Genomic DNA, 25,720 nt, shown 5'->3' with positions numbered 1-25,720 from the left:
TGCTATGAGGAAAGTGACGCCTTTTCGGGAATAAAAAATGACAGAAACTTGCTTTCGCATGAAGGGCACTACGCTCACCAGTATTGTGTTAGAAGTAATAGATTTTGAGCCAGATAATTTTGAAGCTCAGTTATCTCAGAAGGTCGCGAGCGCGCCGCAGTTCTTTACCCGTTCCTCACTGATTTTACATTTAATAAAGCCTTTATCTGCTACAGAGTTCGAGCTGCTGGTGGCGCTATGTCGTCGACTGCAATTGCAGCCTATGGCCGTGAAAGGTGAAGTGGCAGAGTTGAAGCCCACTATCAATGATTTGGGGTTAGCTGATGTAAGCCAAAGCAAATTTACAGACAGCGCCCTTCGTTCGAACAAAGCGAGCGGAAGTGAAAACAATAATGGTAGCGGCGAAAACGCGTCTCAAACCGCACAACAAGATCAAACCGTTTCTGCGCCGCCAAAAAGTGAACCAGCTCCTGCAGCCGCAACCACGCTCAAACCTGCCAAAGTAATTAATCGTCCGGTACGTTCTGGTCAGCAAGTCTATGCCGAAGGCGGAGACTTGGTAGTAACGGCTTCTGTAAGCGAGGGGGCTGAGCTGCTTGCCGATGGTAATATTCATGTTTACGGCACACTGCGCGGCCGTGCGTTGGCAGGCGTAAAAGGCAATACGGGAGCCCGTGTATTTTGCCAGTCGTTAGACGCGGAACTTATTTCAATTGCAGGGCAATTCATTATGCATGAAACCGTGAAGGGTGAATGCTGGAAGAAACCTGCACAAGTATATTTAGAAGAAGAAACATTACGTATAGAGCCGTTGGCTTAATGCTTTGTACGCACTAATAGGAAAGAATAGATGGCAAAGATTATCGTAGTAACCTCAGGAAAAGGTGGTGTAGGCAAAACTACATCGAGTGCAGCAATAAGTACGGGACTTGCGTTAGCAGGCCATAAAACGGTAGTGATAGACTTCGATGTGGGCTTGCGAAACCTAGACCTTATCATGGGGTGTGAACGCCGCGTTGTTTACGATTTCGTAAACGTCATTAATAAAGAGGCCTCACTTAAACAGGCACTAATTAAAGACAAAAGAACGGAGAACCTTTTCATTCTTCCGGCATCACAAACTCGCGATAAAGACGCGCTTACCGTTGATGGTGTGCAGGCCGTATTAGACGAGCTTAAGAAAGACTTTGAGTTTATTATCTGTGATTCGCCAGCGGGGATTGAGCAAGGCGCACAGATGGCGTTGTATTTTGCTGATGAAGCCATTGTGGTTACTAACCCTGAAGTGTCGTCTGTACGTGATTCAGATCGTATTTTGGGTATTCTTCAAAGTAAATCTATGCGTGCAGAAAAAGGCGAAGCGGTTAAAGAACACCTTTTACTAACCCGCTATAACCCAAGTCGTGTTGAAAGCGCTGAAATGCTTAGCGTTGCAGACGTTGAAGAAATTTTGGCGATTCCACTATTGGGCGTTATTCCAGAATCTGAAGCTGTGCTTAAAGCATCGAACCAAGGTCAGCCGGTTATTCTTGACGAAGAAGCTAATGCAGGACAAGCTTATGCTGATGCTGTAAAACGTCTGCTAGGCGAAACTGTTCCTCATCGTTTCCTAGAAGCAGAGAAGAAAGGGTTCTTTAAGCGTCTGCTAGGAGGGAAGTAATGGGAATTTTCGACCTGCTCAAAAAGAAGCAAAAGCCAAGCACCGCAGCGGTCGCCAAAGAGCGCTTACAAATTATTGTTGCGCACGAACGTAAAAAGCGGACAGAGCCTGATTACTTGCCAATGATGCAGCAGGAAATTATTCAGGTAATTCGCAAATACGTGACGATTGCCGACGATCAAGTATCAGTACAGCTAGACAATAACGATGATTGCAGCGTACTTGAATTGAACGTGACTTTGCCAGACAGCAATAACTAGGGCTTAATCGCTTAAGTAGTTATGGCTGCCTGCTAGCGTTATTTTACCTTAGTCGTTCAGTAGGTCTTCATCAACATCAAGTTGTTTGGAGGCCAGCGCGATTAAACGCTCGTCAAGTGGAGGCGGAGAGATATCTACGCCTTCACTGAGTTTGGCGATAACGGCGTCAAGCACGTTAACCCTTGCTTGCCACTTAAACTCTCCGTTAATTACATGCCACGGCGAGTAGCTGGTGTGAGTATGCTTGAACATGTCATTCGTTGCTTCGATATAGGCTTTACGCATCTTACGGTTATGCAAGTCTTCTTCGGTTAACTTCCAGCGCTTGAAGGGGTTATGAAGACGCTCTTCAAATCGCTCTCGCTGTTCGCGAGAAGATATATGCATAAAGAGTTTGATAATGCGAACCCCGCTGTCACTGAGCGTTTTTTCAAATGCGTTTATTTCGTCATAACCGCGCTGCCATACCTCTTCATCAACCAACTTATCTACTCTTTCTACAAGCACTCTTCCGTAGTGTGAGCGGTCAAATATTTTAAGTGTGCCAGGGGAGGGGATGTGTTGCCAAAAGCGATAGAGAAAGTGTTTGTCTTGGTCTTCTTTTGCGGGCTTTGCCACAGGAAATACACTCACGCCACGAGGGTCTAATTTCTCAGTAATACGCCTTATAGCGCCGCCTTTCCCTGACGCATCCCATCCTTCAAACACAATAAGTGCTCGTTTTTTCTGATGAAAGTAAGATTGCTGAACGTGAAAGAGTTTTTCTTGCTGTTTCACTAACGCGTCTTTGTATTCTTCTTTGCTCGTAAAGCGAGACTGTCCGAAATCGTCAAACAGCACTGGGGTTGAAGAAGGTAATTGAGAGTTGTCGGTTGTACTCATATGCCGCCCCTTTATTCTTGTATCGTCAATATATTAGATACGTTGACCACACTGCTATTTTCTATCTGTTAGTGTTAACTAGTTTACTTAACTTTTCTATCTCAACGTGTCACTTAACAGAAATGCCGTTAACTTGCAGTAACTTGAATCGTTAAGTTTTGCCCCAATAATTGCTAACTATCCGCAAGTATTAGATAATTGCGGCCAAGCACAAAGTGCGAAAGCACGAGGTTAATGTAGAGGTGGGTATGTCTGTAGAAACGGCGTTGCCAATTGAGTTTTCAGACGCTGCAGCAGCGAAAGTGAAAGCCCTTGTTTCAGAAGAAGAAAATCCTGATTTAAAATTACGTGTATACGTAACAGGTGGTGGTTGTTCTGGCTTCCAATATGGTTTCACGTTCGATGAGAAGGTGAACGAAGGCGATATGACCATTGAAAAAGACAGCGTAACTATGGTTGTCGACCCGATGAGCTTACAATACTTGGTCGGTGGCATTGTCGATTATGTAGATGGTCTGGAAGGTTCACGGTTTTTAGTTCAAAACCCAAATGCCACGACGACCTGTGGCTGTGGTGCAAGCTTTAGCGTTTAGGGGCTTGAGCTAAGCACTACTGCGCTTTTTAAGCATTGAACGTTCAGCTTTGAGCGCTTGATGTTAATACGATAGGCATACATCGCATCATTTTGTATGCCTATCCGTTGTCTTGTTCTCAACACTTCCTTTTATTTTCAAATTCCGGCTACACTGATTTCATAGAACGACTACGGTTTAGGACAGCGTTTATGAAATTATATGGCTCCACCACTTCTCCCTACGTGCGCCGCATTCGCATAGTACTTGCTTCTACCGAGCACGAGTTTTTGAATCTTCAAATCTTTTCAGGCGAAGACCGCGAACTTCTAGCTTCTCGTAACCCCACGCTCAAAGTGCCCTGTCTTGAAGATGACGGCCAAATGATTTTCGATTCTCGGATTATCTACAATTATCTTGCTGACAAGCTTGATCACGATGGCTTGAGTTGGGAAGAAGAGAATCAACTAACCCTGATTGATGCAGCTAACGATTCCTTTGTTCAGCTTATGCTGCTGAAGCGTTCAGATTTTGATATTGGCGAGGACAAAATGTATTACCGTCTTCAAAACGAGCGAATTGAAGCGGTATTAGGTGCACTGTCAAACCAGCTTGATGCGGGTGGATTTAGCGGTTGGACTTATCCAGAAATCTGTTTGTACAGCATGATTGACTGGGTGCTTTTCCGCGAGCTTCACAGCATGAAGGAATATCCTCAGTTGCTAACGTTCCATGAAAAGCACCATGATCGAATTGAAGTGACAGCAACCGACCCGCGTAGTTAATTTTCGCATTATCAGGGCTCTACTGAGTTTGAAACCCGTTCAAATAAGGACTGTTATATGATTAATAACCCTTATCAAAATCAAACTGGTAATTAAGCGGTCCACCGTTGATGTAACGCAGCGCATTCTCTAAAAACACGTCGGCTACGTCGCTTGGCTGTGATTCCGCTGCAGTGTGAGCGGTCACTGAAATACGAGGGTGCTGCCAAAATGGATGAGCGGAGTCTAGGGGCTCGTTACGAAAGACGTCCAATACAGCATGGGCCAATGCGCCCTTGTCTAAAGCTTGCAAGAGCGCATCGTCGTCAACCGCACTGCCTCGCCCTGCGTTAACAAATACACTGTGGGGTTTCAGCGCACTAAAAAATTCGTGAGAAAGCATGTTTTGCGTAGATGGCGTGTCGGGCATTAAATTCACCACGTGGTCACATGCTCTGGCAAACGCTTCGATAGTGTCGGGTGTATAGACAGCATCGGCACCTTCCACTGCTTGCCCACTTCGGGTTAAACCCACAACGCTCATACCCAATGCGTGAGCAACGGGGATCAATGCTTGCCCAATACTGCCCAGTCCAGCAATGCCAAGCGTTTGTCCATTTAGCGGCATTCGCTTTGATGCTTCCCAAATTGGCTGAGCGGCACGCTGGTTTTGCTCAAAAGCCTTTACGTTTCTGGCATGCCCAAGCAAGTAAGCAAAAACATACTCTCTCATGAGTTTACCGAAAATTCCCTTTAGTCCGGTAAGTATGTAGTTCTTCTTATCGGCATTTAGAAGGGGAGCATTGCCTGCCCAGGTAGACTGGCACCAGGTGAGTGCTGAACATTTATCAATAATCCGAGACGCAAGGTCGGGGTCTGCAAGCAGTACCGTAACGGTTTCTGGATTTATATCTTCGGGACATTGAGCAATTTGTTTAAGCGCCAAAAGCGGGTGGCCATCAGCGTCTTTGAAGTCGTTGTTATCTGCTATTTTTGGGCGAATCGCTTCGGCAATATCATTCGCCTCATCGCTTAAAATAGTCAGTTCAATCCTCTTTGAACTCCTTGCTGTCATTCGCTTAACACTCCCAAAGTAAACTTTTCTTTCCTCTGTCTGACTGCACAATCGTAATGCTGATTGTTCTAAAAATGTGATTTAAGTTTTACATTTTTGTAAAAGGTGTTGGTGTCATGTACATGCACCTGAAGTCAATTTGCAACGGAATCGCTATGCAGTCAGAAAACAAATTCCAAAACTCAACAGATGTTGATGTAACGCACGCTAAGGTGCTTTCACCTAAGCGTAACACGACCCAAGCCGAAACAACGCAGGCTTTAGTTGAGGAACAATTATCTCATTTCGGTATAAATGCTGAGAGCGACTACGGTAGGGCACTCGCCAACACCGCTCATCACCTATATTGTGCTCAAGCAAGCGTTATGCAGCTATGGGATATTACGAGTAATACGCTACAAGGGCTTGATAAAGAAGACAGACTGGCTTATTTCAACGCTAAAAAGTTTCTGTCTTTTCAAATTGCGAAGATACTGGATACGCTGCAAAACCCATTTCGTGCCACGTACCAAAGTTTGTCGAGTGGCAATGGCTCGCAAGGGCACTATCCACTGTTCGACAATGTCACGGCACTTTTTTCTGCAACACCCGTGGTGGTAAGAACAGCGACTTATGTGTATGCCTGTACTGAATGGGTCGACGACGCATTTCAAGGCAAAGAATTTACTCACCAAATTTATTCACGTCTGTTAAACCCAACGAATATTTCCCTTGCTAACGCCATTGTGGATATGGAAGCGGGTCCTTACGCTGCCGAATATCTAGCCTGGAACTTCAACTCGGGCATGGCTGCCATTGATGCGTGTTTATCAAATGTTCTTAGTCATGGCGATGTACTGATTGTTTCGAGGAACGTGTACGGCGGAGTGTACCAGCTACTTCATGATTATTTCGCCCGCAGCAACCGAATGGACATACAGATTGCGTGGTTTGACGGTTATGACGCACAGAGCTTTGCAGAGTTCATGCAGCAAACTAAAACTGAACATGCATCACGCTTAAGCAATGGCGCAAAAATGCATGTCTACCTAGAATCGCCTTGCAACCCACACGGCTACGTACTGGACGTGCCTGGGATCTGTGAATTAGCGCATGCACAAGATGCGTTGGTAATGTTGGACTCCACCCTTGCGACACCTGTACTGCACCAGCCACTTCAGCATAAAAACAAAGCTGCACGACCTGACTATGTGATCCACAGCTACACTAAAGATTTGTGTGGTAGCGGTGCTACCACAGCAGGCGTAGTTATTGGCGAAGGGCACCGCATGTTCCAGCCAAAAGGCAGTTCAGCAAATGGTGTTGATTGGTCACAGACCATGTTTTGGGATGTGTACTACATCAAAGGTGCGTTCTTAGATTCTGAAAAGGCCTTTGATGTATTAAACGGCATGAAGACCTTAGAGCAGCGCATGATGACCAAGGTCATCAATACGCAAGTGTTTACTGCATTTTTGAATGCCCACGATCAAATTCGCGTTAACTGTCACGCACTGCCTGAACACAGTAATGCCGGTTTGCGTGAAAAGCAGCATACACACGGCTGGCCGTGTACTTTATTCACGGTTGATATGGCGCCGGCAAACCTTCCTCGCGATGTATTTGTGCGGTTCTTCGATGCCCTAGAGCCTGCATTCAGCCACCAAGTGAGTATTGGCCAGAATAATACGATAATTTTATGCCCGGCGCTGACCTCTCACTCTGAGCTCAGCTCAGACGAGCAGAAGAAAGCAGGGATAGAACTGACCACTATGCGTATCGCCATGGGTACCGACAACGTTAAACAGCTCATTGCCCACTTTATGCTAGCCGCCAAACATTTTATCGAGCCTCATGTTCCAGGATTTTGTGAAAAGTTTATGGCAAATGCCGACATCGACAATCTGTATTTGTCGGTAAGTGAAAGAGTAAGTTCACAGCACTTTGGCAGCAAGGCCAGTATGGATTCACTGATGAAAGGTGCGTAGGTTCATTTTTTAGCTCAAGAAGTTGCTTTGAGCTGTCGATAAAAAATATTGAGGATGTTCTCCTTCTCCCGGGCCTTTCCTTACGCGGGCTCGGGATTTTTTTATTTATAGCAAAGGTAAATGACGCTAGAGCGCCTAACTTTTGTTATAAGGTAAGATAGACACAGATCTTTAACGTCAAAGAATATCTAAGGCAGCCTTATGCACGAGTTTAAAATTGATGTAACGCTAGATGCATCATTGCCCTTTGTTTTTGCAGCATTTCACGAGCCTGAATATCTTAGTGAGTGGTTTGCGCCGGGCGATTGTTCGGTCACACAAATCATGAGTGATTTCAAGGAAGGCGGTCGCTATCGCATAAAGATGATGGATCCCAGCGGTATTGAAATGTCATTGACTGGTGAGTACGTGACTATTTTAGCGAACGAGCAGCTGTCGTTCTCTTGGGCGTGGGAAGATGATATGGAAGAGTCGGTGATGACATCAGTGGACATTCACTTCGAAAAGACCGAAGAGGGGAATGTCAGGTTGGTGCTCATTCAGCAGGGCTTTCTCAATAAGCAAGAGTGCGATCAGCACAACTACGCGTGGATGTCGTGTCTAGAAAAACTTGCCGTATTAGCCGCTAAGGAAAAGTCGTTTAACTAAGGCCATACTAAAATAGTGAGAACGCGTTAGCATTACGCATCGTGTTATTTCAAATAACGCTTTTGAAAAGGGCAGAGCGCTAGGCTCTGCCCAAAGACAATAAGGTCAGCGAAGTCATCGCGTCCTTCCCACTCTTCTCGCGGTAGGTTTCAAAATCGTTGTAGCCTTCAACACCACCTCCGTACCACGATGATGGATCGTCAAAGGACTCGAGAGGGTAATTATGCTTAAATCGTGTCGGAAGATCTGGATTCGTGATCCAAGGTCTTCCAAACGCAATCATGTCACCATCGCCATCAGATAAACGTTTCTCGGCTTCTTCTTTGGTGTAGCCACAGTTTCCAATGATCATACCGTCGAATAGTGCTCTAAATTCAGCAAGGGTCATGGCTTCGCCTCGTTCATGGAAGCCAAAGGCCAAGCCATCCATTACGTGTAAATAACCTATCTCCAATTTGTTTAGCTGTTGGGCAACAAAGGTAAAGGTTTCACGAAAATCATCGGCCCCCATATCGTTAAACACCCCGTTTGGCGATAATCTCACGCCAACGTGCTCTTTATCCCACACGCTCAATACTGCGTCCATCACCTCGGCCAAAAAGCGGTAGCGGTTATCGACACTACCACCATAATTATCGGTGCGCTGATTGCTGCGGCTATCCAAAAATTGATTGATGAGATAGCCATTTGCAGCATGAACTTCCACACCGTCGAATCCGGCTGCCTTGGCGTTAACGGCCGCTTCTTTGTAGTCTTGCACTGTGCGTTTTATATCGTCAAAGGTCATCGCCTTCGGCACTTCGTAGGGCTTCTTGCCTTTAGGCGTGTGAATTTCGTCCCCTTCAATTTTTATTGCTGATGCAGACAGGGGCAAATTTCCATTGTGGAAATCGCTGTGTGATGCGCGTCCAGTATGCCAGAGCTGCAAAACGATTTTTCCCCCTGCCTCGTGCACTCTATTGACCACCGAGCGCCAGCCCTCGACCATTTTGTCGGTATAAATTCCAGGGGTATCAACCCAGCCTATGCCTTCTTCTGAAATGGCCGTTGCTTCAGTAATAATGAGCCCTGCATCTGCGCGTTGTACATAGTGATCGCCCATAATTTTATTGGGTATGCGGTCGGCGCCAGCTCTACCTCTCGTCATAGGGGCTAATACCATGCGGTTTTGCAATGTATTCTCTGCCCAATCAAACGAGCTAAAAAGTACTGAGTCTGTCATTCTTATTCCTTATTCAACGTAGAATAGATTGATGTTGAAGCGCTAAGCGTATTGGTGCTCAAAACGCTATAAGATAGTAGTGAATACAGAGATAGCGAGAAGTTGGATTTGTGGAAAGTTGTCCTTGAAACTAATTAAACACAACGGCAGGGAATGGCATCGGTTTGAAAAAAAGCGCCCGAAGGCGCTGTAAAGTGTATTGCAGGGAGATTTAAAGTATCAAAGCCGCTAGGTTTACGTCGAACCTTAGGCCCAGAACAATCGCATCATCAAGTGCCATGACTCTGTCGCGCTGTGCGAATTGGTCGGGGTTGATAATGTAGTGAACGTTCGGCTGAATTCTTACGTGGTCATTGAGTTGATAACCATAACTTAGCTCTAACATGGTTTGGCTGCTTGCTGGTGTACCAACCCCGCCGTTTATGCTTCTTAATATACGCTGATCCTCTAGCGCTTCGTCACTGTACTGTTGACGGGTAAATACGAAGCCAATGGTATCGTCAGGGCGTGAGGCCAGTGTGCCTCGCAATACAAAGCCCGCTTTTATATAGTAGTCTTCAATCAGCTCGCCCGAAGTACCGGTTAGCACGGCACCGAATAGTGTTAACCCTTCTTTCGTAAGTGGGTTAGGACGAGTAACAGTTTGTTCAAAACGTGCGAATATACCCGAACGACCGTTTCTAACAGCGTAATCATTGCCTGACTGCGCCGCATAGTTGCCGTCCTCATCAAAGACTGGGTCGGTGTAGTCTGCGCCATCGTACCAACCGCCAATTTCGTAGCGTCTTGGAAGTTCGTCATTGTCCCACGTAGTTTGATAGCCCAGAGTGAAGGGCACAACAACACCTGTAGCCTCATTAGTCGCCCAATCGAAGCCGTGATCGCCTAAGTCTTGATGACTGGTGTTATCTTCATAGACGCCGGTATGAAAATATGTTTTTGGCGAAAGCCAGTATTTCGCATGGCCACCCCAACTCGAAACCGGCCACCAAGTAAAGTTACTGGTTCTAAATACAAAGGTTGGGTTCCCACAAGCAGCATTGGTTTGAAAGTACTGACAAAGTTCAGAGCCTAAAAAGCTGATATTCGCTACCGTACGGCCACCTTCCAGTTCTAAATCGCCATCTAAAAACGAGGAAGAAATCGTAAACCGTGCAAGACGGGTATTTTGGCCGCCAAATATTTCTTGTACGGACGTACTGTTCCCAATGTAGTGCTCGGCTAAGTTTTTGCCGTGTCGGTTTGTCATGGCAATATGGATTTTGGTGTCTTTCCAGCCCGCTAGCGTATTTAAATCTAATTCCCCACCTACAAAGAGCTGACCAGCATAGGCACTGCCTCTGCGTTCACCACCGTCAATATTGGTGGCTGACTCACCCGTATAACTTGCTTGAAAGTCAAACGCGTCTTGAAACTTACTTTGTGATGCTGACGCAGTGGCGGCAACAATGGCGGTGCTTGCGAGGAGCGCTGTTTGCAAGCCTGTCTTACATCCAGAAAAGCGACGGGTAATTGTAGGTGTTTTCATCATTATTCTCTCAATTAAAAATGTTTATCAACCGCAGCTTGTTATGAGCGTGTGACTGATGACATCTATGCATTTGTTGCTAACTCCTTGTTGACGCGAGATAAATCAGAGTTAGCTAACGTTACAACGCGTTAACATATGCTTGTTTTGAACGAAATCTAACTAACCTTTTTTATTAAATCAACCTTGTTTATTTATTTCTTTTGCTACATTTGTGTGTTTTTCGTTAATAGTGGGGAGGTGCGATGGCAATATTTCAAGGTGAGTAGAAAGCGCTCAGTGAGGCTTGCTATCTTGGTTATATTATTGTCTATTAAGAAATTTTCAAAGGACGTTTTATCCGTTTAATAACAGTCACGCATTGTCTGTTATCGGTCGTCTACATATAAAGTCTAATTTTTAACGCAATTTGAAATAAGTAAATCAAATTGATTTATTGACAGGGGTAAAGAGCAATGCTTAAATTGGTTAACTAATTTTTTACAAGCGAAAGGCCGTTCTTATGAAAAACAACGCCCCTTTGGTTTCCAAAGACACATTGATTCCCTTTGTATTGTTAACGATTTGCTTTGCTGCATGGGGTGTGGCTGCGAACATGACAGACCCTTTGGTAAAGGTATTTAGTAAAATATTTACCATGTCGTCTTTGCAATCGGCATTGGTTCAATTTGCCTATTATGGCGCGTATTTTTGCTTAGCCATTCCTGCTGCTTTTATCAACAAGCGCTTTTCTTATAAAACAGGTGTATTGACCGGACTGGGCTGCGCGGCCGCGGGGGCATTTCTGTTTTATCCAGCCAGTCAAACCATGACTTACGGTTTTTTCCTTGCTGCACTTTTTGTATTGGCTGGTGGATTATCCATTCTGGAAACGTCGGCGAACCCTTACGTCATGGCGATGGGAAATCAAAAAAGTGCGACACGCCGTTTAAATCTAGCTCAAGCATTTAATCCCGTTGGTACTAATTTAGGTGTGTTTTTGGCTGCAACGCTTATATTACCAAACCTGAATCAGGCATCTGCACAAGAGCGTGCCGCCATGTCGGTAAGCGAGCTTAAAAACGTGATAGGGGCTGAGCTTGATGCGGTAATGCTTCCTTATGTAGGTATGGCATGTGTACTCGTTTTGGTTTGGGTTGCAATCTTCCTGATCAAAGCGCCAATTCAAGAATCGGTTGAGTCTAGTGTGGAAGACGTTAAGTTGGGCGCTTCGCTTAAGCGGTTAGTAGCCAACAAGCATTATCGGTTTGGCGTATTGGCTCAGTTTTTTAATGTCGGAGCACAAACGTGCGTGTGGACCTTCACCATCCAATATGCAATGAAAGCGACAGATGGCAACGAAGTGAGTGGTGGTGAAATTTTACAATACAGCATGATTGTATTTCTAATTTCTCGCTTCGTGATGACGTGGGTTATGCAGTACCTCTATCCAGCTAGACTGCTAATGATCATGTCACTGATTGCCATGGCGCTATGTATCTTCATGACACAGTCTCCTAATTTAGCAGGCGTAATCGCATTGGTATCTATCTCTGCCTGTTTGTCACTCATGTTTCCAACGATTTACGGCATTGCGCTTGAAGGTCTGGGGGAAGACACCAAGCTAGGCGCAGCAGGTCTTGTGATGGCGATTCTTGGTGGAGCTATTATGCCGCTGTTCCAAGCCGCCATTATTGATAGCGCAGGTGTTGTTGTATCATATATTGTTCCAGCTATTTGCTTCTTGCTTGTAGGTGGCTACGGCTACTTCGATATGCGCGCTAAAAAGAGCAGCGCTAAGCCTCAGTCCGATATAGACGCAGATGCCCTTAAAAAGATGGAAATGGGAATAGCTAAGTAGTATTTCTTCAGAAACGTGTACGGGGCCAGTGATTCTATCACTGGCCTTTTTGTATATTGAATACGTTATGTATTCCACTTTTTTGAGGAATGCACTCAATTAGTTAACAGCATTTTTTCACCGTATTTTCATCAGTTTAGTGCATGTTGAATATAACTGATTTTTCCCCTTGTATAGCGCAGAACACCTGCTAAAGCATGAACAGCAATCGTATAATTCACCCCTGACAATTTGGGAGTAAAACGTATGCTGGACTATGTGCTCATTGGCATAGCGGTAATGGCATTATTGGGTGTGGTATTTGAAGAAGTGCTTCACGTGAATAAGGCCAAAACCACATTATTTTTCGGAACATTCGCATGGATCCTTCTTTTCATAGATGCGAATAGGGGCCCTCACCTAGCAGAGCTCAATGAACACCTCATAGAAAACATAAGCGAAATATCCACCCTCTGGTTATTCCTTGTAGCGGCAATGACTTTCGTTGCTTACCTTAACCGCAAAGGCATGATTGAAAACATGTTAAACATTATCATGCCGCAAAAAATAACCCTCAAAAAACTCATATTCTTTACCGCTATTTTTAGTTTTTGCTTCTCCTCGCTAGCTGACAACATCACAGCGACCTTGGTGTCTGTTGCCATGGTTTTATCCTTGGGTTTGCCCTTTAACCAAACCATGCGATTTGCCGTGCTAGTGGTATTTGCGGTGAACTCTGGGGGCGTGTCGCTAATAACCGGGGATGTCACCACTCTTATGATTTTCTTGGATGATAAGGTCACTATAACTCAGCTGCTCTTACTTATTATTCCTTCACTCACAGCAGTACTATTTCTAGCGTTACTGTTGAGTATAGGTATGAAGGGGGAGGTTAAAATAAAAAAAACACGCCATGAACTTAGGCCGGTTGATTACGTAATTGCGGGAATATTCCTGTCCACTATTGTACTGACGTTAATTGCCAATGTGCTTTTTGCTATTCCACCTATGCTTTCGTTTTTAGCGGGTATGGCGGTTATGTTTTTAGTGGCAACCTTTATGGGAGAAGAAAAATATGATGATCCTATCTTGGACTATATTCGCCTAATAGAATTCGACACGCTTCTGTTTTTCCTTGGGGTGTTGCTGCTTGTCGGAATGCTCGATCACATTGACGCATTGGGCGCACTTTTACATGTATATAGCGTAATGCCTTCAACAGGGGCCAACTTTGTGATGGGGGTGTTGTCTTCCATGATAGATAATGTGCCATTAACAGCTGCGTTGTTAAAAGCGGACATTGCCATGTCGACAGCTGAGTGGATGGCGTTCACGTATGCAGTAGGTGTGGGGGGCTCGTTACTTATTATTGGCTCATCAGCAGGTATTGTTACCATGAGTAAGGTTAAGGGCCTGACGTTCGCCAAATACGGCAAGTTCGTGTTGCTTCTTCTTGCAGCGTATAGCGTGGGTTACGCGTTGGTATTGGTAATGGCGAATATGTTTGTTACGGCAAGTTAAGGTGGTGACGTTGCTTTTATAAACAGAACCAATAAAGCGTTTGAGGGTGATAGCCTGTCGCCCTTATGCTTTTTTATATAACGCTCCGAGTACCGTGGCTTTCGAAGCCCCTGTGACTTCAGGCACGTTGCCTGGAATATCATTCATATACGCATGTGCAAACCACGCAAATGCTGCGCCTTCAACGTGCTGTGGATGGATGCCCAGAGCATGGCTGTCTGTTACTACATAATCACTTAAAGCATTGCTCAAGTTATGCATTAATGCTTTATTGAAAGCGCCACCGCCACACACTATAACTTCGCTTTTTGCGCCTTCTTTATTTGTTTTAGGAAAATGCTTCACAATTTCCTGAGCGATAGTGCTACCTGTTAGCGAAAGTAAGGATGCTTGCACGTCTTTAGGGGCTAAATTATTGTTCTTTTCTTCGCTTTGCAGCTCTGCACTAGAAGGGAAGTAATCGGCGAGCGCATTGCTTAACCAATTAATATTGAAATACTCTCTGCCAGTACTTTTAGGCGCAGGCAAAGCGAAGTAATCATCCAGTAAGAGCCTGTCTAACAGACCTGAGTGACAATGCCCTGACGCAGCCCATGCTCCATCTTTATCAAAGCTTTTATTTAAATGAAGACTTATCCACTGATCCATCAAGGTGTTACCGGGTCCGGTATCAAACCCTTTAGGTGGCGAAGCATCTTGTTTTGGCGCAAGCAGTGAAACGTTTGCTATACCGCCAATGTTAACGAGTGCTCGGTGTTTATCATCACTGGCAAATACTGCATTGTGAAAAGCGGGCACTAAGGGAGCTCCTTGACCACCAAGGGCAATATCTTTGCGCCTAAAGTCGGCAATAACATCAATGCCGGTAAGAACAGCGATGGTATTAGGATCGCCTATTTGACAGGTGAAGCTGCGTATGGATGATTCTGCAAAGTGTGCTGACAATACATCGGAATTCGGATGATGACGTACGGTTTGGCCGTGCGAGCCAATAGCCGTAATATCCGAAGGATGTAGGTTGTTTTTCTCAAGCAGCGCTAAGGTGACCTTTGCAAAGGTTTCAGCAACCAGTCTATCAGCGATGGCCAAACTGTTAAGTTCATCAGGACCTTCACTACAAAGTGCATTGAGTGCAGTAAGTAATTCGGCAGAATAAGGAATTGAATGGGCGGCGAGGGTGGTGCAAGACGTTTGCGAGATGTCGCACAGGACGGCGTCGACGCCGTCCATGCTAGTACCTGACATCAGGCCAATATATTTTGCCATTTAGTCGTCGCTATTTCATTGCAAGCATAATGCGCTTGTTATTATCTAGCTGCTCTTGGCGTATTGCGGCAATTTCCATAAACCTTTCTTTCTCTTCCTTAGCAATAGGAAGCGCCTTCGGTAGTTCTACCGTTCGTGGGTTTCGGTGAACACCATCCACTAAAAACTCATAGTGAAGATGGGCGCCAGTAACCATACCTGAACTACCTAAATAGCCCACGGTTTGGCCTTGCTTAACCGTATCTCCCACTTTCACTGCACGCTTTTTAAAGTGAAGATATTTGGTTGTGTATTTCTCGCCATGCTGAATGAAAACATGGTGACCGTTATATTTATCGTATCCGGCTTTAATTACCTTACCGTCACCCGCAGCCATAATTGGCGTACCAACCGCAGCAACATAATCTGTACCGCGGTGCGCTTTCCAACGCTTTTGCACGGGGTGGAAGCGAGCTTTTGTGAAGTTAGAGCTTACATATCTAAAATTCACTGGCGCACGCAGGAAGCTCTTACGCATACTGCGCCCTTCAGGCGTGTAGTATGTGCCATCTTCGTGAAGAATAGCGCTAAAATGCTCGCCTTGGTTGGTAAACTCCGCTGCAACGATGTCGCCGTAACCGACAAATTCACCGTCGATGTATTGCTCTTCGAATACTACGTTGAACGTATCGCCAGAACGGATCTCAATGGCGAAGTCGATATCCCAGCCGAAAATACCCGCCAAATTCATAATTTGGTTGCTGGTTAAGCCTGCATCACTGGCGGCGTTCCAAAAGCTTGAGTGAATTTCACCTTGGGCGAAGTTGTAGCGAATGTCTACATCTCGCTTTTCAAGCTCAGCGGTTAAGGCGCTGTTCTCATCCGACGATTCTGGACGTACAAACAGGGTTTCAGTCGAAGACAATTTGTACTTTAGCTCGCCGAAGCTGCCGTCTTTATTCGCTTTAAACGATAGTTCATCGCCGGGCAATAAAGTAACCAGCGTTTTTGTTAGCTCTCCTGCCTGCGTTACGTTATATACGTCACGCGAAGTGAAGCCAGCACGCTTAAATAGCTTTGCTAATGTATCGCCACTGCGCACCTTGTACGTCTGCCATGAAGATTCTTCTTCACCAGAAAATACATTGGTTGACGGCGCAATATGAAGCTCCACCGGATAGCGGACACCCGCATCCAGAATGTGTGCTTCTTGATGGCGACTGGCTTCTACTGGTTCACTTGGAAAAAGAATAAGCCCACCCAGAAATAAGCTAGCTACTGCTAACCCAGTTCTGTGCTGTTTCGGTAATTTTTTAAATAAATTTAGCGCTTTAGAAGCGTCTAATTTCTTTCTCATACTACTGCCCACCTGAGAAATGTTATGTGCACAACACTATTTCACATACGTTGCTTAAAAATGCAACTTTTCTCATTATATTGTTAGCGCAAATTGTTACACCCAATAGCTCTTATCATGAAGACTATTTCTTGAGATTACTGAATACAGTCCACGATAATTCAGCACTCTAATTCTACGTTAAAAACTGTTGGGTTTAACAACATGACTGTTTGTAATCCGTTTTTTGACGCGCAAACCTTTTAATGGTTCCGTTGTACGCGTAAAATGCCCGCCAATATTGAATATACAGTTTTTTTTAGAGTGTGACGTACAAATGAAAGATTGGCAAACAGCGCTAGCTGAGATTAAACGGGGCGTTGATGAAATACTCCCCGAAGAGGATTTAATTGAAAAACTAAAATCCGGCAAAACCCTAACCATCAAAGCGGGTTTTGATCCAACTGCGCCTGATCTGCATCTTGGTCACACTGTGTTGATCAACAAGTTGCGTACATTCCAGCAACTAGGCCACAAAGTTGTTTTTCTTATTGGCGATTTTACTGGCCTAATTGGCGATCCTACAGGTAAAAATGTAACACGCAAGCCTTTAAGTAAAGAACAGGTATTAGAGAACGCGAAAACGTATCAAGAACAGGTGTTCAAGATCCTTGATGAAGATAAAACGGAAATACGTTTTAACTCAGAGTGGATGGATGGCCTCGGCGCGGCAGGCATGATTAAACTTGCGGCTAGTCAGACCGTTGCACGTATGCTTGAGCGTGACGACTTTAAAAAGCGCTATAACAACGGTCAGCCAATTGCTATTCACGAGTTTCTGTATCCGTTAGTGCAAGGTTGGGATTCTGTTGCGCTAGAGTCAGACGTTGAATTAGGTGGTACTGATCAGCGTTTTAACTTGCTAATGGGTCGTGAGCTTCAAAAAGAGCAAGGCCAAAAGCAGCAATCTATTGTAATGGTTCCGCTTCTAGAAGGTCTAGACGGCGTTCAGAAGATGTCTAAGTCTTTAAACAACTACATTGGTATTACAGATGCGCCAAACGATATGTTTGGTAAAGTGATGTCTATTTCTGATGATTTGATGTGGCGTTACTATGACCTTCTAAGCTTCCGACCGCTAGAAGAGATTGCTGAGCTTAAAACTCGCGTTGCTAACGGTGAAAACCCACGTGATATTAAAATCATGCTGGCGAAAGAAATTATTGCACGCTTCCATGACGACGCAGCGGCAGAAGGCGCGCATCAGGACTTTATTCAACGTTTCCAGAAAAACGCTATTCCTGACGACATGCCCGAGCTTGAAATTGCATTAAGTGATGAAGGTATTGCCATTGGTAATTTGTTGAAAGAAGCTAACCTTGTAGGTTCGACTTCAGATGCTATGCGCATGATTAAGCAAGGCGCAGTTAAAATTAACGGCGATAAAGTGGAAGACACCCGCTTAGTAATCACCGAAAAAGGTGAAAATGTGTATCAGGTGGGTAAACGCAAGTTTGCGCGTATTACGCTAGCCTAATGTTTTTCTGATAGTTTTTGAAAGCCCGCTTAGTTAAGCGGGCTTTTTTTTGCCTGAAATATAAGTACTAGTGGATAGTAGGGCGATTATTTTTTTAGAAGGCCCTAACTACTCATACAAAGTTAAGCATCAAGCCAAATTTGAAAGTGGGGGATATTGGCTTTAACGTTTATAAGTAATTGTCGTTAAACGTTTTTTTATTTTTCTTACTTTTTTTTGAAAAAGTTTGTCAGGATTTTGCAATCGCTATCGTCTATAGGGGAAAAATCAATCAATGAACCCAACTGTACGATAAGCAGTTAACGCGTAGCAGGCTGGGATGAAACAACAGTGAAACTCAATACTAACGCTTACGCAATGCAAAGGATAAAAACATGACAACGGTAACTTCAACTCGTGCAACATACCATCAAGCTAACAAGAGCCTTCCTGCGAAGGAAGCGTTCATATGGCTGAAAGAGGGGGGGCAGCTTTTTATAAAAGCACCTTTCAAATTATTGGGGCTTTCTTTTGTTACTTTATTTGCCGCGGGGCTCATTCAAGCGCTAGCAGGGCCAATTGGCTTAGGCATATCGAAATGGGTAGGTCCGCTTCTGGCTACCGTAATGTGGTTGGCCATTGCCAACTTAGCAGAGAATAACAAGCTGAGATTGTCGGGCGGTACCCTGCGCTCATGGACAAATGTCGCTTTGTGGAGTTGCACCGGGCCAGTGATCGCATGGATCCAATTTCAAATTGGCGCTATGTTAATGGGCGCAGATTCAGTGGCGGCGTTAGCAAATGGTGTTGTAGTAGATGTACCCGCTTGGAAGGTCGGGCTAATGATGGGCTCGGCAACACCAATAAATTTACTGCTTTTATTTGTACCTATGTTGCTTATTTTAAAACATCGCTCAATCCCAGCATCTTTTACAAATAGTATTGCTGCAGTAGTGGGCGCTTATAAGCCGATGTTGATAATAGGTGCCCTGATTTTCTTAACAGTTGCACTTGCGCCCTATACTTTTGCATTGTCGGGATTAGTGTTTGGCCCTATTGTTTCATGTATGTGCTTTGTTGCCTATCAGCGCTTATTTCGCTAATCAGCTAGGAAGCGTAATTCAACTGCTCACTTAAAGCGTGGAATTAAAAAATAATAAAAATGGAAATGCAGTGAAAGAAACCATTCAAATAGAAAAACTGCTTAGTGAATACGCGCCGCTCATGGCGCGTATTGCGGCAACATTTGAGGCTAATAAATCACTTCAAGATGAGCTGATACAAGAAATGTCACTGGCGGTTTGGCGCGCTTTTGAAGGAGCTTCAAAAGGCAGTGATAGTGGCTTTCGCGGTGAGGCAAGTGTGAAAACGTTTGTGGCCAAAGTAGCGCACAACAAGGCGGTCGATCACGTGATTAAAGAGCAGCGGCGTAAAGAGTTTACCCATGACGGCGAGTTCGATTCTTCTCACACAACCAGCGCCAGCTTATCTCGGGATGCCACGTTACAAGAAAATGCGATGGATCTCATGACAGGCTTACGTCAGCTAGAAATAAAGTACAGACAGGTACTGGCATTGCTTTTAGAAGGTTTCAGTCAGCTGGAAATAGCTAATATGTTAGGTATTAAAGAGACTGCCGTCGCTAAGCGGGTAAGCCGCGCCCGCCAACAGCTAACGCAGATAATGGAGCAACAGCCTTGAGCGAAGAAAAATTAAGTATGGCCGAGAACAGCACGCAAATGAACGAAATAGATAAGCAACTCGCTCAGTGGCAAAGTGCCTACAAGGATGCAACCCCTTCAGTAGATACAGATGCACTGATAAAAGAAACCAAGAGCGCAAGATTTAAACTTAAACTAAAAGGTGCCGTTGATTTGGTGCTCGGGCTAGCGGTTTCTGTGTGGTGTTTAACTTTGGTGTTGTTCGAGCCACTTAGCACGTATCAATTTTTGCTTTTCATGGTACTTACACCTATTCCCGCCGCTTTCGGGGCATGGGGATATTGGGTAAGGCAAAAGCAGTGGAAGGTCCAGGCGTTAGACGTTCAGTCAATGTTGGCGTTTAAACAAAACCAATTAAAACAACAATTACATTACTGGAAAATCAGCCTCTATGGATGCTTAGCTTTGTGGTGTGGATTGCTGGCACTCGCCGTCTTTAATGTACTGATGTTTAATGCCTTCACGCTGTGGGGGACACAGCTTTTGATAAACAGTGTGGTCGTTTTTATTGTATACCGCCGGTACAAAAAGTTAGCCTCCGACTTGCCGTCGGCGCTAAAGAAAATAGAAGATATGAAATAGCTGAAACTAATAGTCTTATAATTCCAGCATTGGTACGAAGCCCCCGTAAATAAGGCGTTTACCGTCGAAAGGCATGGGGTTTTCGTTTTCCTGCATTCTAGGATCTTCCATCACCTTTTTCCAAGCAGTATCACGCACTTCTTTTGAAGGCCAAAATGCAATGGAAAACACCACGGTTTCATTTTCTTTGGCTTTAACAGCCATCGGGAAAGACGTGACTTCCCCTTCAGGGACATCGTCACCCCAAGCTTCAAGTATTTTAGTCGCACCATACTCTTTAAAAATATCGCCGGCGAGTTTGGCGTGCTCAATGTATAACGCTTTATTTTCAGTGGGAACGGCTACAGCAAAGGCATCGATATATGACATGAGGTGACTCCGTCAAAGAATAGATACCTAAAATAGCCTAATTTATAGACAGCATGCAATGCTTAACATTAAGGTGAATCGTAATTTATAACCATTACTAGCGTTCTGCTATTTTCGCCCATTGGTACAAGCCATGCAGTGCTAGCCTTCTTGCTTTTGCAAAGGGGTAGGTTTTCAAAGGAGAACGATAAAGGGGAAGCGATAAATCGACGTCATTGCTACCCATCATACGTTGAGCAAGTCGTTGCCCTGCAAACGCGGCAAAAGATACGCCCGAACCGCAATACCCCATGGCGTAACCGATATTACCGCTAGAGCGGTTAGAATTGTTGCCGCTAACCTCATTGTCGATAAATATCCGCGGCATGCTGTCTAACGATACACTTACCCAACCACTCCAAAAATAATCCATGGCTATACCGCTAAGTGAAGGGAAACTTTTTACCATAGCGCGGTATAGTCGCTGTTTCTCTGACGCGTTATCTGCATCTTTACCTTTTACGGCACCACGACCGCCGAATAATAATCTGCCATCTGGCAAAACACGGTAGTAGTATTTCATCATCCGTGTATCCATAAAGCTCATTGGCGTGGTTAGGCCAGACTTTGCACGCTGTTCGCTACTCAATGGCGCAGTGACAAAAATGCTCGATTGAACAGGAAATTGCTTATTGTCTACGCTGTCATGAAAGCGCTTAGGGGTATAAGCATTAGTAGCAATGAGTATGTGTTTGGCAAAAACTGCCCCGCTGGGTGTTACGACAACATATCCGGTCTTGTGCTTTTCAATGCGAATGGCTGGCGAGTCGTAAAAAAGCGTTGCTCCAAGCTCCTTTGCTACTCTTGCATATTCGCTTACTAATTTTAGTGGGTGTAAGCATGCACCCTTTAGCTCAACGCCACCATACGCCCCTTCAATACCAAAGCGCGCAATAAGGTCTTTTTCACTAAGTGGAGAGCTCGGCACATTGAAGTGTGACTCAAGATGCTTAGCACTGGCACAGAGTAGTTCGGCTTGCTTTGGGTTATGCGCCAGTTTTAAATAGGGTCCTTCTACCAAATCGACCTGCATATCAAAGTCTGCAATACGTTGTTTAAGCAGGTGTACCGCGCCATCAAACTCGCCCTGCATAGCTTTGGCGATGTCACGACCCCACTTGTCCTCTATGGCGCTTAAGCTCAATCGGCCGCTACCCGAGAGGATAAAGCCTCCATTGCGGCCCGCACAGCCAAATCCCGGTGAATTCGCATCAAGTAGCGTGACTTCTTGTTTCGCTTGAGCAAGTGTGATGGCAGCTGAAAGACCGGTATAACCACCACCAATGACGAGGTACTCAGTGTTTACCTTCTTGTTTAAAGGCGGCAGTGTTGGTGGTTTGTGTGTGGCATGCCAGTAGCTGTTTGCCGCGGGTAACATTGATGAAACGCCGCGTGAAATAAGAGGATCGTAGGTCATAGAATAAAAACGTTTTTACCTTTGGCGTACTTATGGAGCTTGAAATTGAAGTAGCATTTCCGCACCTTCACACTCGCAATAACCCTCGCATACAGGGCAATCGTAGCCTTCGTGAATAGATGCGTAGCGCCATTTATTGGGGTGTTTCTTGATAAGCTGCCCCCCATTTTTGGTGAAGTACTTAAATGCGCTGTTGCCCGGACTTGCCAACCAAATATGTGCTAAACCCGCTTCTGCGCCTTGAGTTTGCGCACATTCAATCGATTTACTTAATAGTCTGCTGCCAATTCCACAGCCCTGCATTGCGGGGTCTACCGTGTTGCATTTGAAATAACATACGGTATTTGGATCTACTGGCCAAAGGGAAGGGCTGCACCACTCATCTGCTTCCCATTGCGTATGCGCAAAGGTGAGCCTGAAACCAACAACTTTTTGTTTGTATAGAGCTACCCAGCTAGCATTAGTATTGCCAACAAAGCTCTTTGCATAGTAATCAGCAAGTAGCTCGTTGGTTAGGTAGTTATCTCCGTGCACGTGATTGCCAAGAGCAATCACCCCTGCAAAAAACTCAGGCGCTAGAGACTCGTAGCTGATATCACTTTGAATTATGTGGCTCAAATGATTTGTGGGCTTCATACTTTTTCTTTACGTGGGGCGTTTTTCATCCCGTCAAGGTGCACATCCAAGGCTTCAACTGATATCAATATTTCTCTTACCGACATCCATAGTGAATACAGAAGTGATACTAAACTTGCAGCAAACACCCAGTTTCCTACCTGTTGATAGGTGAGGTATATCGCTAGCATGGATACTACACAAAGAAAAAAACTACCCACACCTGCTATTTGCATTCGCTTAATAAGTTGAATACGTAATCGAAGGTTTTTTATTTGTGCTTGAGTATTATCATCTCTCTCTTCTTTTGAAAAGTTTCGGATAATAGTTGCAAGCGTTAAAAAGCGATTGGTATAGGCTAGAAGCAATAAAGAAATCGCCGGAAATAACATGGCCGGAGTAGCAATATCTATTTTCATGGGTGTTTCATACAATCGTCGAGTAAAAAGAGTGTATCACAGGGGCTCAGTTACACACAGTAATCAGCCAAGAGGTTGAACTTACAACATCTTTAGTGCCAAAGACTAATACGAAGGAGAAGGCGGAATATTGAGTCTACATTCGGTCAACTGTCATGCCAGCGGCACTCCAGCCTAACATATCGCCTTCTAAATGCATGACTTCAGAAAAATCGAGTTCTTCCAATACTTTCATTGCCAGTTTGGCTCTTCTGCCTGAACGACAATAAATGATAATAGGCTTGTTTTTGTGGCCTTCTAATTCGCTAAGGTAGTCATTGATATTTTCATGGGGCATATTTACTGCGCCAGGAATGTGACCATCGGCGAATTCTTGCGGAGAGCGAACATCAATAAGGAGCCAGTCGTTGTTTGCAACTCGCTCGATAAGGTATGGTGATGCGGCAACAGAGGCTTGCGCGGTCGCTTTCGCTGTGCACTGAAGCGACACAAACAATGCAACACTGATAACAACTAGAAAACCCGCAACAACAATCCGCATGAATAAAAACTCTTACCTTTTTATAGAAGATTAGAACCTGCTCTTATTCTGTTACACAAAGGCGCTTAAATTGAGCCAAGTCGGTGTGTATCAATTGAAAACAGCCCAGCAGGTCTAGACTTAAGTATAACGCTTATGCGCTTTCTTTAATACCTTTACAGAGTACTTTTAGTTCATTTATTAATCGCAATGAAAACCGACTGGTGACGTCTGGATCCACAACAATTAAGGGGGCTTTGAGGAAAGAGCGATGATCACGCCAGAATACCTCAAGTTCTGAATGCGTACTTTTAGATGCCGCAATGAGTGCATGAGGTTGGCGAGTGAGTACATCTTTTAATGCGACTTGAGGATAGTCTACAGGACTGTCTGCAAATAATGTTTGAGCACCACACACATTCAGCAGTTGGTTACCCCACGCGTTGGGACCGATGGTCATAAGTGGAGCAGTCCACGAATAATAAAATATTGGTATAAGCGAGGATTTGTCGTATTTACTTCGAAGTTCGGCTAGTTCGTTGAGAAAATCATTGGAGAGCTGGGTCGCCTGCTTTTGCGTATTTGTAAGTGCCCCAAGCCTTTTAATTTCGCTGGCTATATCAGTGATATTTTCGACCTTGCTGCTAAATACGTTTAGACCCATCGAGGAAAGCTTATGGATATCTTGCGGCTTATTGCCTCCATCCCATGCAAGAATTAAATCAGGTTCTAACGCCACAATGGTAGCGATATCGGCACCTTGAAAATCCGCCACCCGCTTAATATTTTTCGCGGCGTCAGGATAGTCGCTATAGTCGCTTACACCTACAAGGTTAGGGCCTAAGCCCAAACTAAATGCCCATTCGGTAAGGTGGGGCGCAAGGCTGACTATCTTTAGCTCGACGGAATTTGATAAGGCGCTTGATTCCGAGCTTGGTGCAACATCGGCAGAAGCAAATTGATCTGAATGAGCTAGGTGCTTTGTCTCGGCATCTGATTCTGAGTTAGCAAATGTGAGAAGAGGTAAATAGCTTAAAATTACAAAAAAAATGGTTTTCATCATAACTGCTGTTTTCATTGGGCTACGGCCATTGCCAGCATAGCTAACGATGCGAAGGCGCTAACCGCAATCATGGCATGAGTGACCGTATTTTTGGCTGTCAACATGTGAGAGTACTTTACCTCGTTAGCGCCTCCCACGCGGGTGTATCGAATCTTCTTGTTGGCATAAATTGCTGGTCCGCCGAGTTTAATATCAAGCACACCGCCCATAAGCGCAAGCAGTAGCGACGTTTTATCTTTCACTGGGGAGCGCTTTATGGCGCGAAACCCTTTAATAGGATGGCTGACCAGTAGTGTTGCTAGACCACCAATGACCGCGGGCGGCATATTAAGTAAGTAAACAAGGTTACGTACGGGTTTGGCAAAGAAAGTCATTGCAGGGGTTCGGTAATGCCACTGCCAAGATGTGAGCAAAAGCAATCGATAAATGAGTGCGCCTATGGGGCCTGCCACTACAAAGTAGAAAATAACGCCGCAATAAAGATAAAGAAACTTCAGCCAAAGCGATTCTATCGCGGCTTTGGCAATTCCTATATCGGAAAGTGAAGCGCATTGACGTGCGGTAATGGTTTGCGCCATTTCACGTGCGAGGGATTTTTTATTTCTTCCCACACTCGCCAGCACTTTTTTGTACTGTTGACGCTGGTAACCGTAATCGAGCAGTGCGACAAGAATAATCGCCTCAAAGAATACGGGGTATTGGGCCATGTACACCAAGATGGCAACACATACTACCAATGGCGCAAGAAGAACTAGGGCGGCTAATGAGCCTGAAATATAGTGCTGAGACCTACCGTATTCGCGAGAGGGCACCACTTTGCGCCCCATTTGCTGAACGAGGTAGCGCATGAGCGTTAATGGATGAGTACTTTGGGGCCAGCGCCATAATGCGTCAACGGCGATAGCCAGCCAAAGTACGAATAGCGACTGGTATTGCGGGTCGCTAATTACCTCTGTCATC

26 protein-coding genes are annotated in these 25,720 nt (G+C 44.9%); 13 read left to right on the top strand and 13 right to left on the bottom strand.

Going from position 1 to position 25,720, the window contains the following annotated elements; genetic code table 11:
• Positions 1-37 precede the first annotated feature (37 nt).
• The 3 genes from minC to minE are packed head-to-tail and all read left to right on the top strand — an operon-like array spanning position 38 to position 1,920.
• Positions 38-820, top strand: a complete 783-nt coding sequence (gene minC / locus NO989_RS07800) for a septum site-determining protein MinC (protein WP_039218971.1) — start codon at positions 38-40, stop codon at positions 818-820.
• 30 nt (positions 821-850) lie between these two features.
• Complete coding sequence (gene minD / locus NO989_RS07795) at positions 851-1,660, top strand: septum site-determining protein MinD (RefSeq protein WP_039218970.1); 810 nt, start codon at positions 851-853, stop codon at positions 1,658-1,660.
• A complete protein-coding gene (minE, locus tag NO989_RS07790) occupies positions 1,660-1,920 on the top strand; it encodes a cell division topological specificity factor MinE (protein ID WP_014950572.1) in 261 nt (86 codons plus the stop codon). Before minD ends, minE begins: the two co-directional genes overlap by 1 nt.
• Positions 1,921-1,968: 48 nt before the next feature.
• On the opposite strand, the gene NO989_RS07785 is transcribed toward minE, so the two are convergent.
• Positions 1,969-2,802 carry a polyphosphate kinase 2 family protein gene (locus tag NO989_RS07785; RefSeq protein WP_371342345.1) on the bottom strand — a complete coding sequence of 278 codons (834 nt, stop codon included), beginning with the start codon at positions 2,800-2,802 and terminating at the stop codon, positions 1,969-1,971.
• A gap of 248 nt (positions 2,803-3,050) precedes the next feature.
• Here NO989_RS07785 and erpA point away from each other — a divergent pair, with 248 nt between their 5' ends.
• Positions 3,051-3,395, top strand: coding sequence for an iron-sulfur cluster insertion protein ErpA (gene erpA / locus NO989_RS07780; RefSeq protein ID WP_014950570.1), 345 nt, complete (start codon positions 3,051-3,053; stop codon positions 3,393-3,395).
• A 191-nt stretch (positions 3,396-3,586) separates the two neighbouring features.
• Complete coding sequence (locus NO989_RS07775) at positions 3,587-4,159, top strand: glutathione S-transferase family protein (RefSeq protein ID WP_039218964.1); 573 nt, start codon at positions 3,587-3,589, stop codon at positions 4,157-4,159.
• Between the two features lie 61 nt (positions 4,160-4,220).
• On the opposite strand, the gene NO989_RS07770 is transcribed toward NO989_RS07775, so the two are convergent.
• Entirely contained in the window at positions 4,221-5,213 is a 993-nt protein-coding gene (locus tag NO989_RS07770; RefSeq protein WP_278344026.1) for a D-2-hydroxyacid dehydrogenase, read from the bottom strand.
• A gap of 155 nt (positions 5,214-5,368) precedes the next feature.
• Here NO989_RS07770 and NO989_RS07765 point away from each other — a divergent pair, with 155 nt between their 5' ends.
• Together NO989_RS07765 and NO989_RS07760 are read left to right on the top strand one after the other, a co-directional pair.
• On the top strand, positions 5,369-7,180 hold the full coding sequence (locus NO989_RS07765; RefSeq protein WP_371342344.1) for a PLP-dependent aspartate aminotransferase family protein: 1,812 nt from the start codon (positions 5,369-5,371) through the stop codon (positions 7,178-7,180).
• Positions 7,181-7,381: 201 nt separating this feature from the next.
• Positions 7,382-7,828 (top strand): SRPBCC domain-containing protein, encoded by a 447-nt coding sequence (locus NO989_RS07760; protein ID WP_239241707.1) that lies wholly within the window; start codon positions 7,382-7,384, stop codon positions 7,826-7,828.
• A gap of 79 nt (positions 7,829-7,907) precedes the next feature.
• On the opposite strand, the gene NO989_RS07755 is transcribed toward NO989_RS07760, so the two are convergent.
• On the bottom strand, positions 7,908-9,050 hold the full coding sequence (locus NO989_RS07755) for an alkene reductase (RefSeq protein ID WP_371342343.1): 1,143 nt from the start codon (positions 9,048-9,050) through the stop codon (positions 7,908-7,910).
• Positions 9,051-9,261: 211 nt separating this feature from the next.
• Complete coding sequence (locus NO989_RS07750) at positions 9,262-10,581, bottom strand: carbohydrate porin (RefSeq protein ID WP_171337877.1); 1,320 nt, start codon at positions 10,579-10,581, stop codon at positions 9,262-9,264.
• A 499-nt stretch (positions 10,582-11,080) separates the two neighbouring features.
• Here NO989_RS07750 and fucP point away from each other — a divergent pair, with 499 nt between their 5' ends.
• Positions 11,081-12,418 carry an L-fucose:H+ symporter permease gene (fucP, locus tag NO989_RS07745; RefSeq protein WP_371342342.1) on the top strand — a complete coding sequence of 446 codons (1,338 nt, stop codon included), beginning with the start codon at positions 11,081-11,083 and terminating at the stop codon, positions 12,416-12,418.
• Positions 12,419-12,664: 246 nt separating this feature from the next.
• Positions 12,665-13,918 (top strand): SLC13 family permease, encoded by a 1,254-nt coding sequence (locus tag NO989_RS07740; protein WP_371342341.1) that lies wholly within the window; start codon positions 12,665-12,667, stop codon positions 13,916-13,918.
• Positions 13,919-13,981: 63 nt separating this feature from the next.
• Here the strand turns inward: NO989_RS07740 and NO989_RS07735 are convergent, their stop codons facing one another.
• Both NO989_RS07735 and NO989_RS07730 read right to left on the bottom strand, forming a co-directional pair.
• Positions 13,982-15,184 (bottom strand): anhydro-N-acetylmuramic acid kinase, encoded by a 1,203-nt coding sequence (locus NO989_RS07735; RefSeq protein ID WP_371342340.1) that lies wholly within the window; start codon positions 15,182-15,184, stop codon positions 13,982-13,984.
• 10 nt (positions 15,185-15,194) lie between these two features.
• A complete protein-coding gene (locus tag NO989_RS07730; RefSeq protein ID WP_014950560.1) occupies positions 15,195-16,520 on the bottom strand; it encodes an OapA family protein in 1,326 nt (441 codons plus the stop codon).
• Between the two features lie 316 nt (positions 16,521-16,836).
• Here NO989_RS07730 and tyrS point away from each other — a divergent pair, with 316 nt between their 5' ends.
• From tyrS to NO989_RS07710, 4 genes are all read left to right on the top strand, one after another.
• Positions 16,837-18,036, top strand: coding sequence for a tyrosine--tRNA ligase (gene tyrS, locus NO989_RS07725; protein WP_014950559.1), 1,200 nt, complete (start codon positions 16,837-16,839; stop codon positions 18,034-18,036).
• A 374-nt stretch (positions 18,037-18,410) separates the two neighbouring features.
• Positions 18,411-19,118 carry a hypothetical protein gene (locus NO989_RS07720; RefSeq protein ID WP_342339809.1) on the top strand — a complete coding sequence of 236 codons (708 nt, stop codon included), beginning with the start codon at positions 18,411-18,413 and terminating at the stop codon, positions 19,116-19,118.
• Positions 19,119-19,188: 70 nt separating this feature from the next.
• Positions 19,189-19,716 carry an RNA polymerase sigma factor gene (locus tag NO989_RS07715; protein ID WP_014950557.1) on the top strand — a complete coding sequence of 176 codons (528 nt, stop codon included), beginning with the start codon at positions 19,189-19,191 and terminating at the stop codon, positions 19,714-19,716.
• On the top strand, positions 19,713-20,318 hold the full coding sequence (locus NO989_RS07710; protein WP_371342339.1) for a hypothetical protein: 606 nt from the start codon (positions 19,713-19,715) through the stop codon (positions 20,316-20,318). Before NO989_RS07715 ends, NO989_RS07710 begins: the two co-directional genes overlap by 4 nt.
• A 15-nt stretch (positions 20,319-20,333) precedes the next feature.
• Here the strand turns inward: NO989_RS07710 and NO989_RS07705 are convergent, their stop codons facing one another.
• The 7 genes from NO989_RS07705 to NO989_RS07675 all read right to left on the bottom strand — a co-directional run bounded on the left by NO989_RS07705 (position 20,334) and on the right by NO989_RS07675 (position 25,719).
• Entirely contained in the window at positions 20,334-20,687 is a 354-nt protein-coding gene (locus tag NO989_RS07705; RefSeq protein WP_014950555.1) for a DUF1428 domain-containing protein, read from the bottom strand.
• 97 nt (positions 20,688-20,784) lie between these two features.
• Positions 20,785-22,143: an FAD-dependent oxidoreductase gene (locus NO989_RS07700; RefSeq protein WP_371342338.1), complete on the bottom strand. Its 1,359-nt coding sequence runs from the start codon at positions 22,141-22,143 to the stop codon at positions 20,785-20,787.
• A 30-nt stretch (positions 22,144-22,173) separates the two neighbouring features.
• Positions 22,174-22,779, bottom strand: coding sequence for a GNAT family N-acetyltransferase (locus NO989_RS07695; RefSeq protein WP_014950553.1), 606 nt, complete (start codon positions 22,777-22,779; stop codon positions 22,174-22,176).
• Complete coding sequence (locus NO989_RS07690) at positions 22,776-23,177, bottom strand: DUF2721 domain-containing protein (protein WP_061486467.1); 402 nt, start codon at positions 23,175-23,177, stop codon at positions 22,776-22,778. The genes NO989_RS07695 and NO989_RS07690 overlap by 4 nt, the downstream gene beginning before the upstream one ends.
• 136 nt (positions 23,178-23,313) lie before the next feature.
• Complete coding sequence (locus tag NO989_RS07685) at positions 23,314-23,718, bottom strand: rhodanese-like domain-containing protein (protein ID WP_014950551.1); 405 nt, start codon at positions 23,716-23,718, stop codon at positions 23,314-23,316.
• Between the two features lie 133 nt (positions 23,719-23,851).
• Positions 23,852-24,757, bottom strand: a complete 906-nt coding sequence (locus NO989_RS07680) for a cobalamin-binding protein (RefSeq protein ID WP_156087363.1) — start codon at positions 24,755-24,757, stop codon at positions 23,852-23,854.
• A 14-nt stretch (positions 24,758-24,771) separates the two neighbouring features.
• Entirely contained in the window at positions 24,772-25,719 is a 948-nt protein-coding gene (locus tag NO989_RS07675) for a cobalamin biosynthesis protein (protein WP_156086858.1), read from the bottom strand.
• Position 25,720: the final 1 nt, after the last annotated feature.

The organism is Alteromonas sp. DY56-G5 (assembly GCF_041414725.1).
GTDB lineage: Bacteria > Pseudomonadota > Gammaproteobacteria > Enterobacterales > Alteromonadaceae > Alteromonas > Alteromonas macleodii.
Note: the sequence above shows the minus strand (reverse complement) of the source record. Positions and strands in the feature narration are given on the sequence as shown.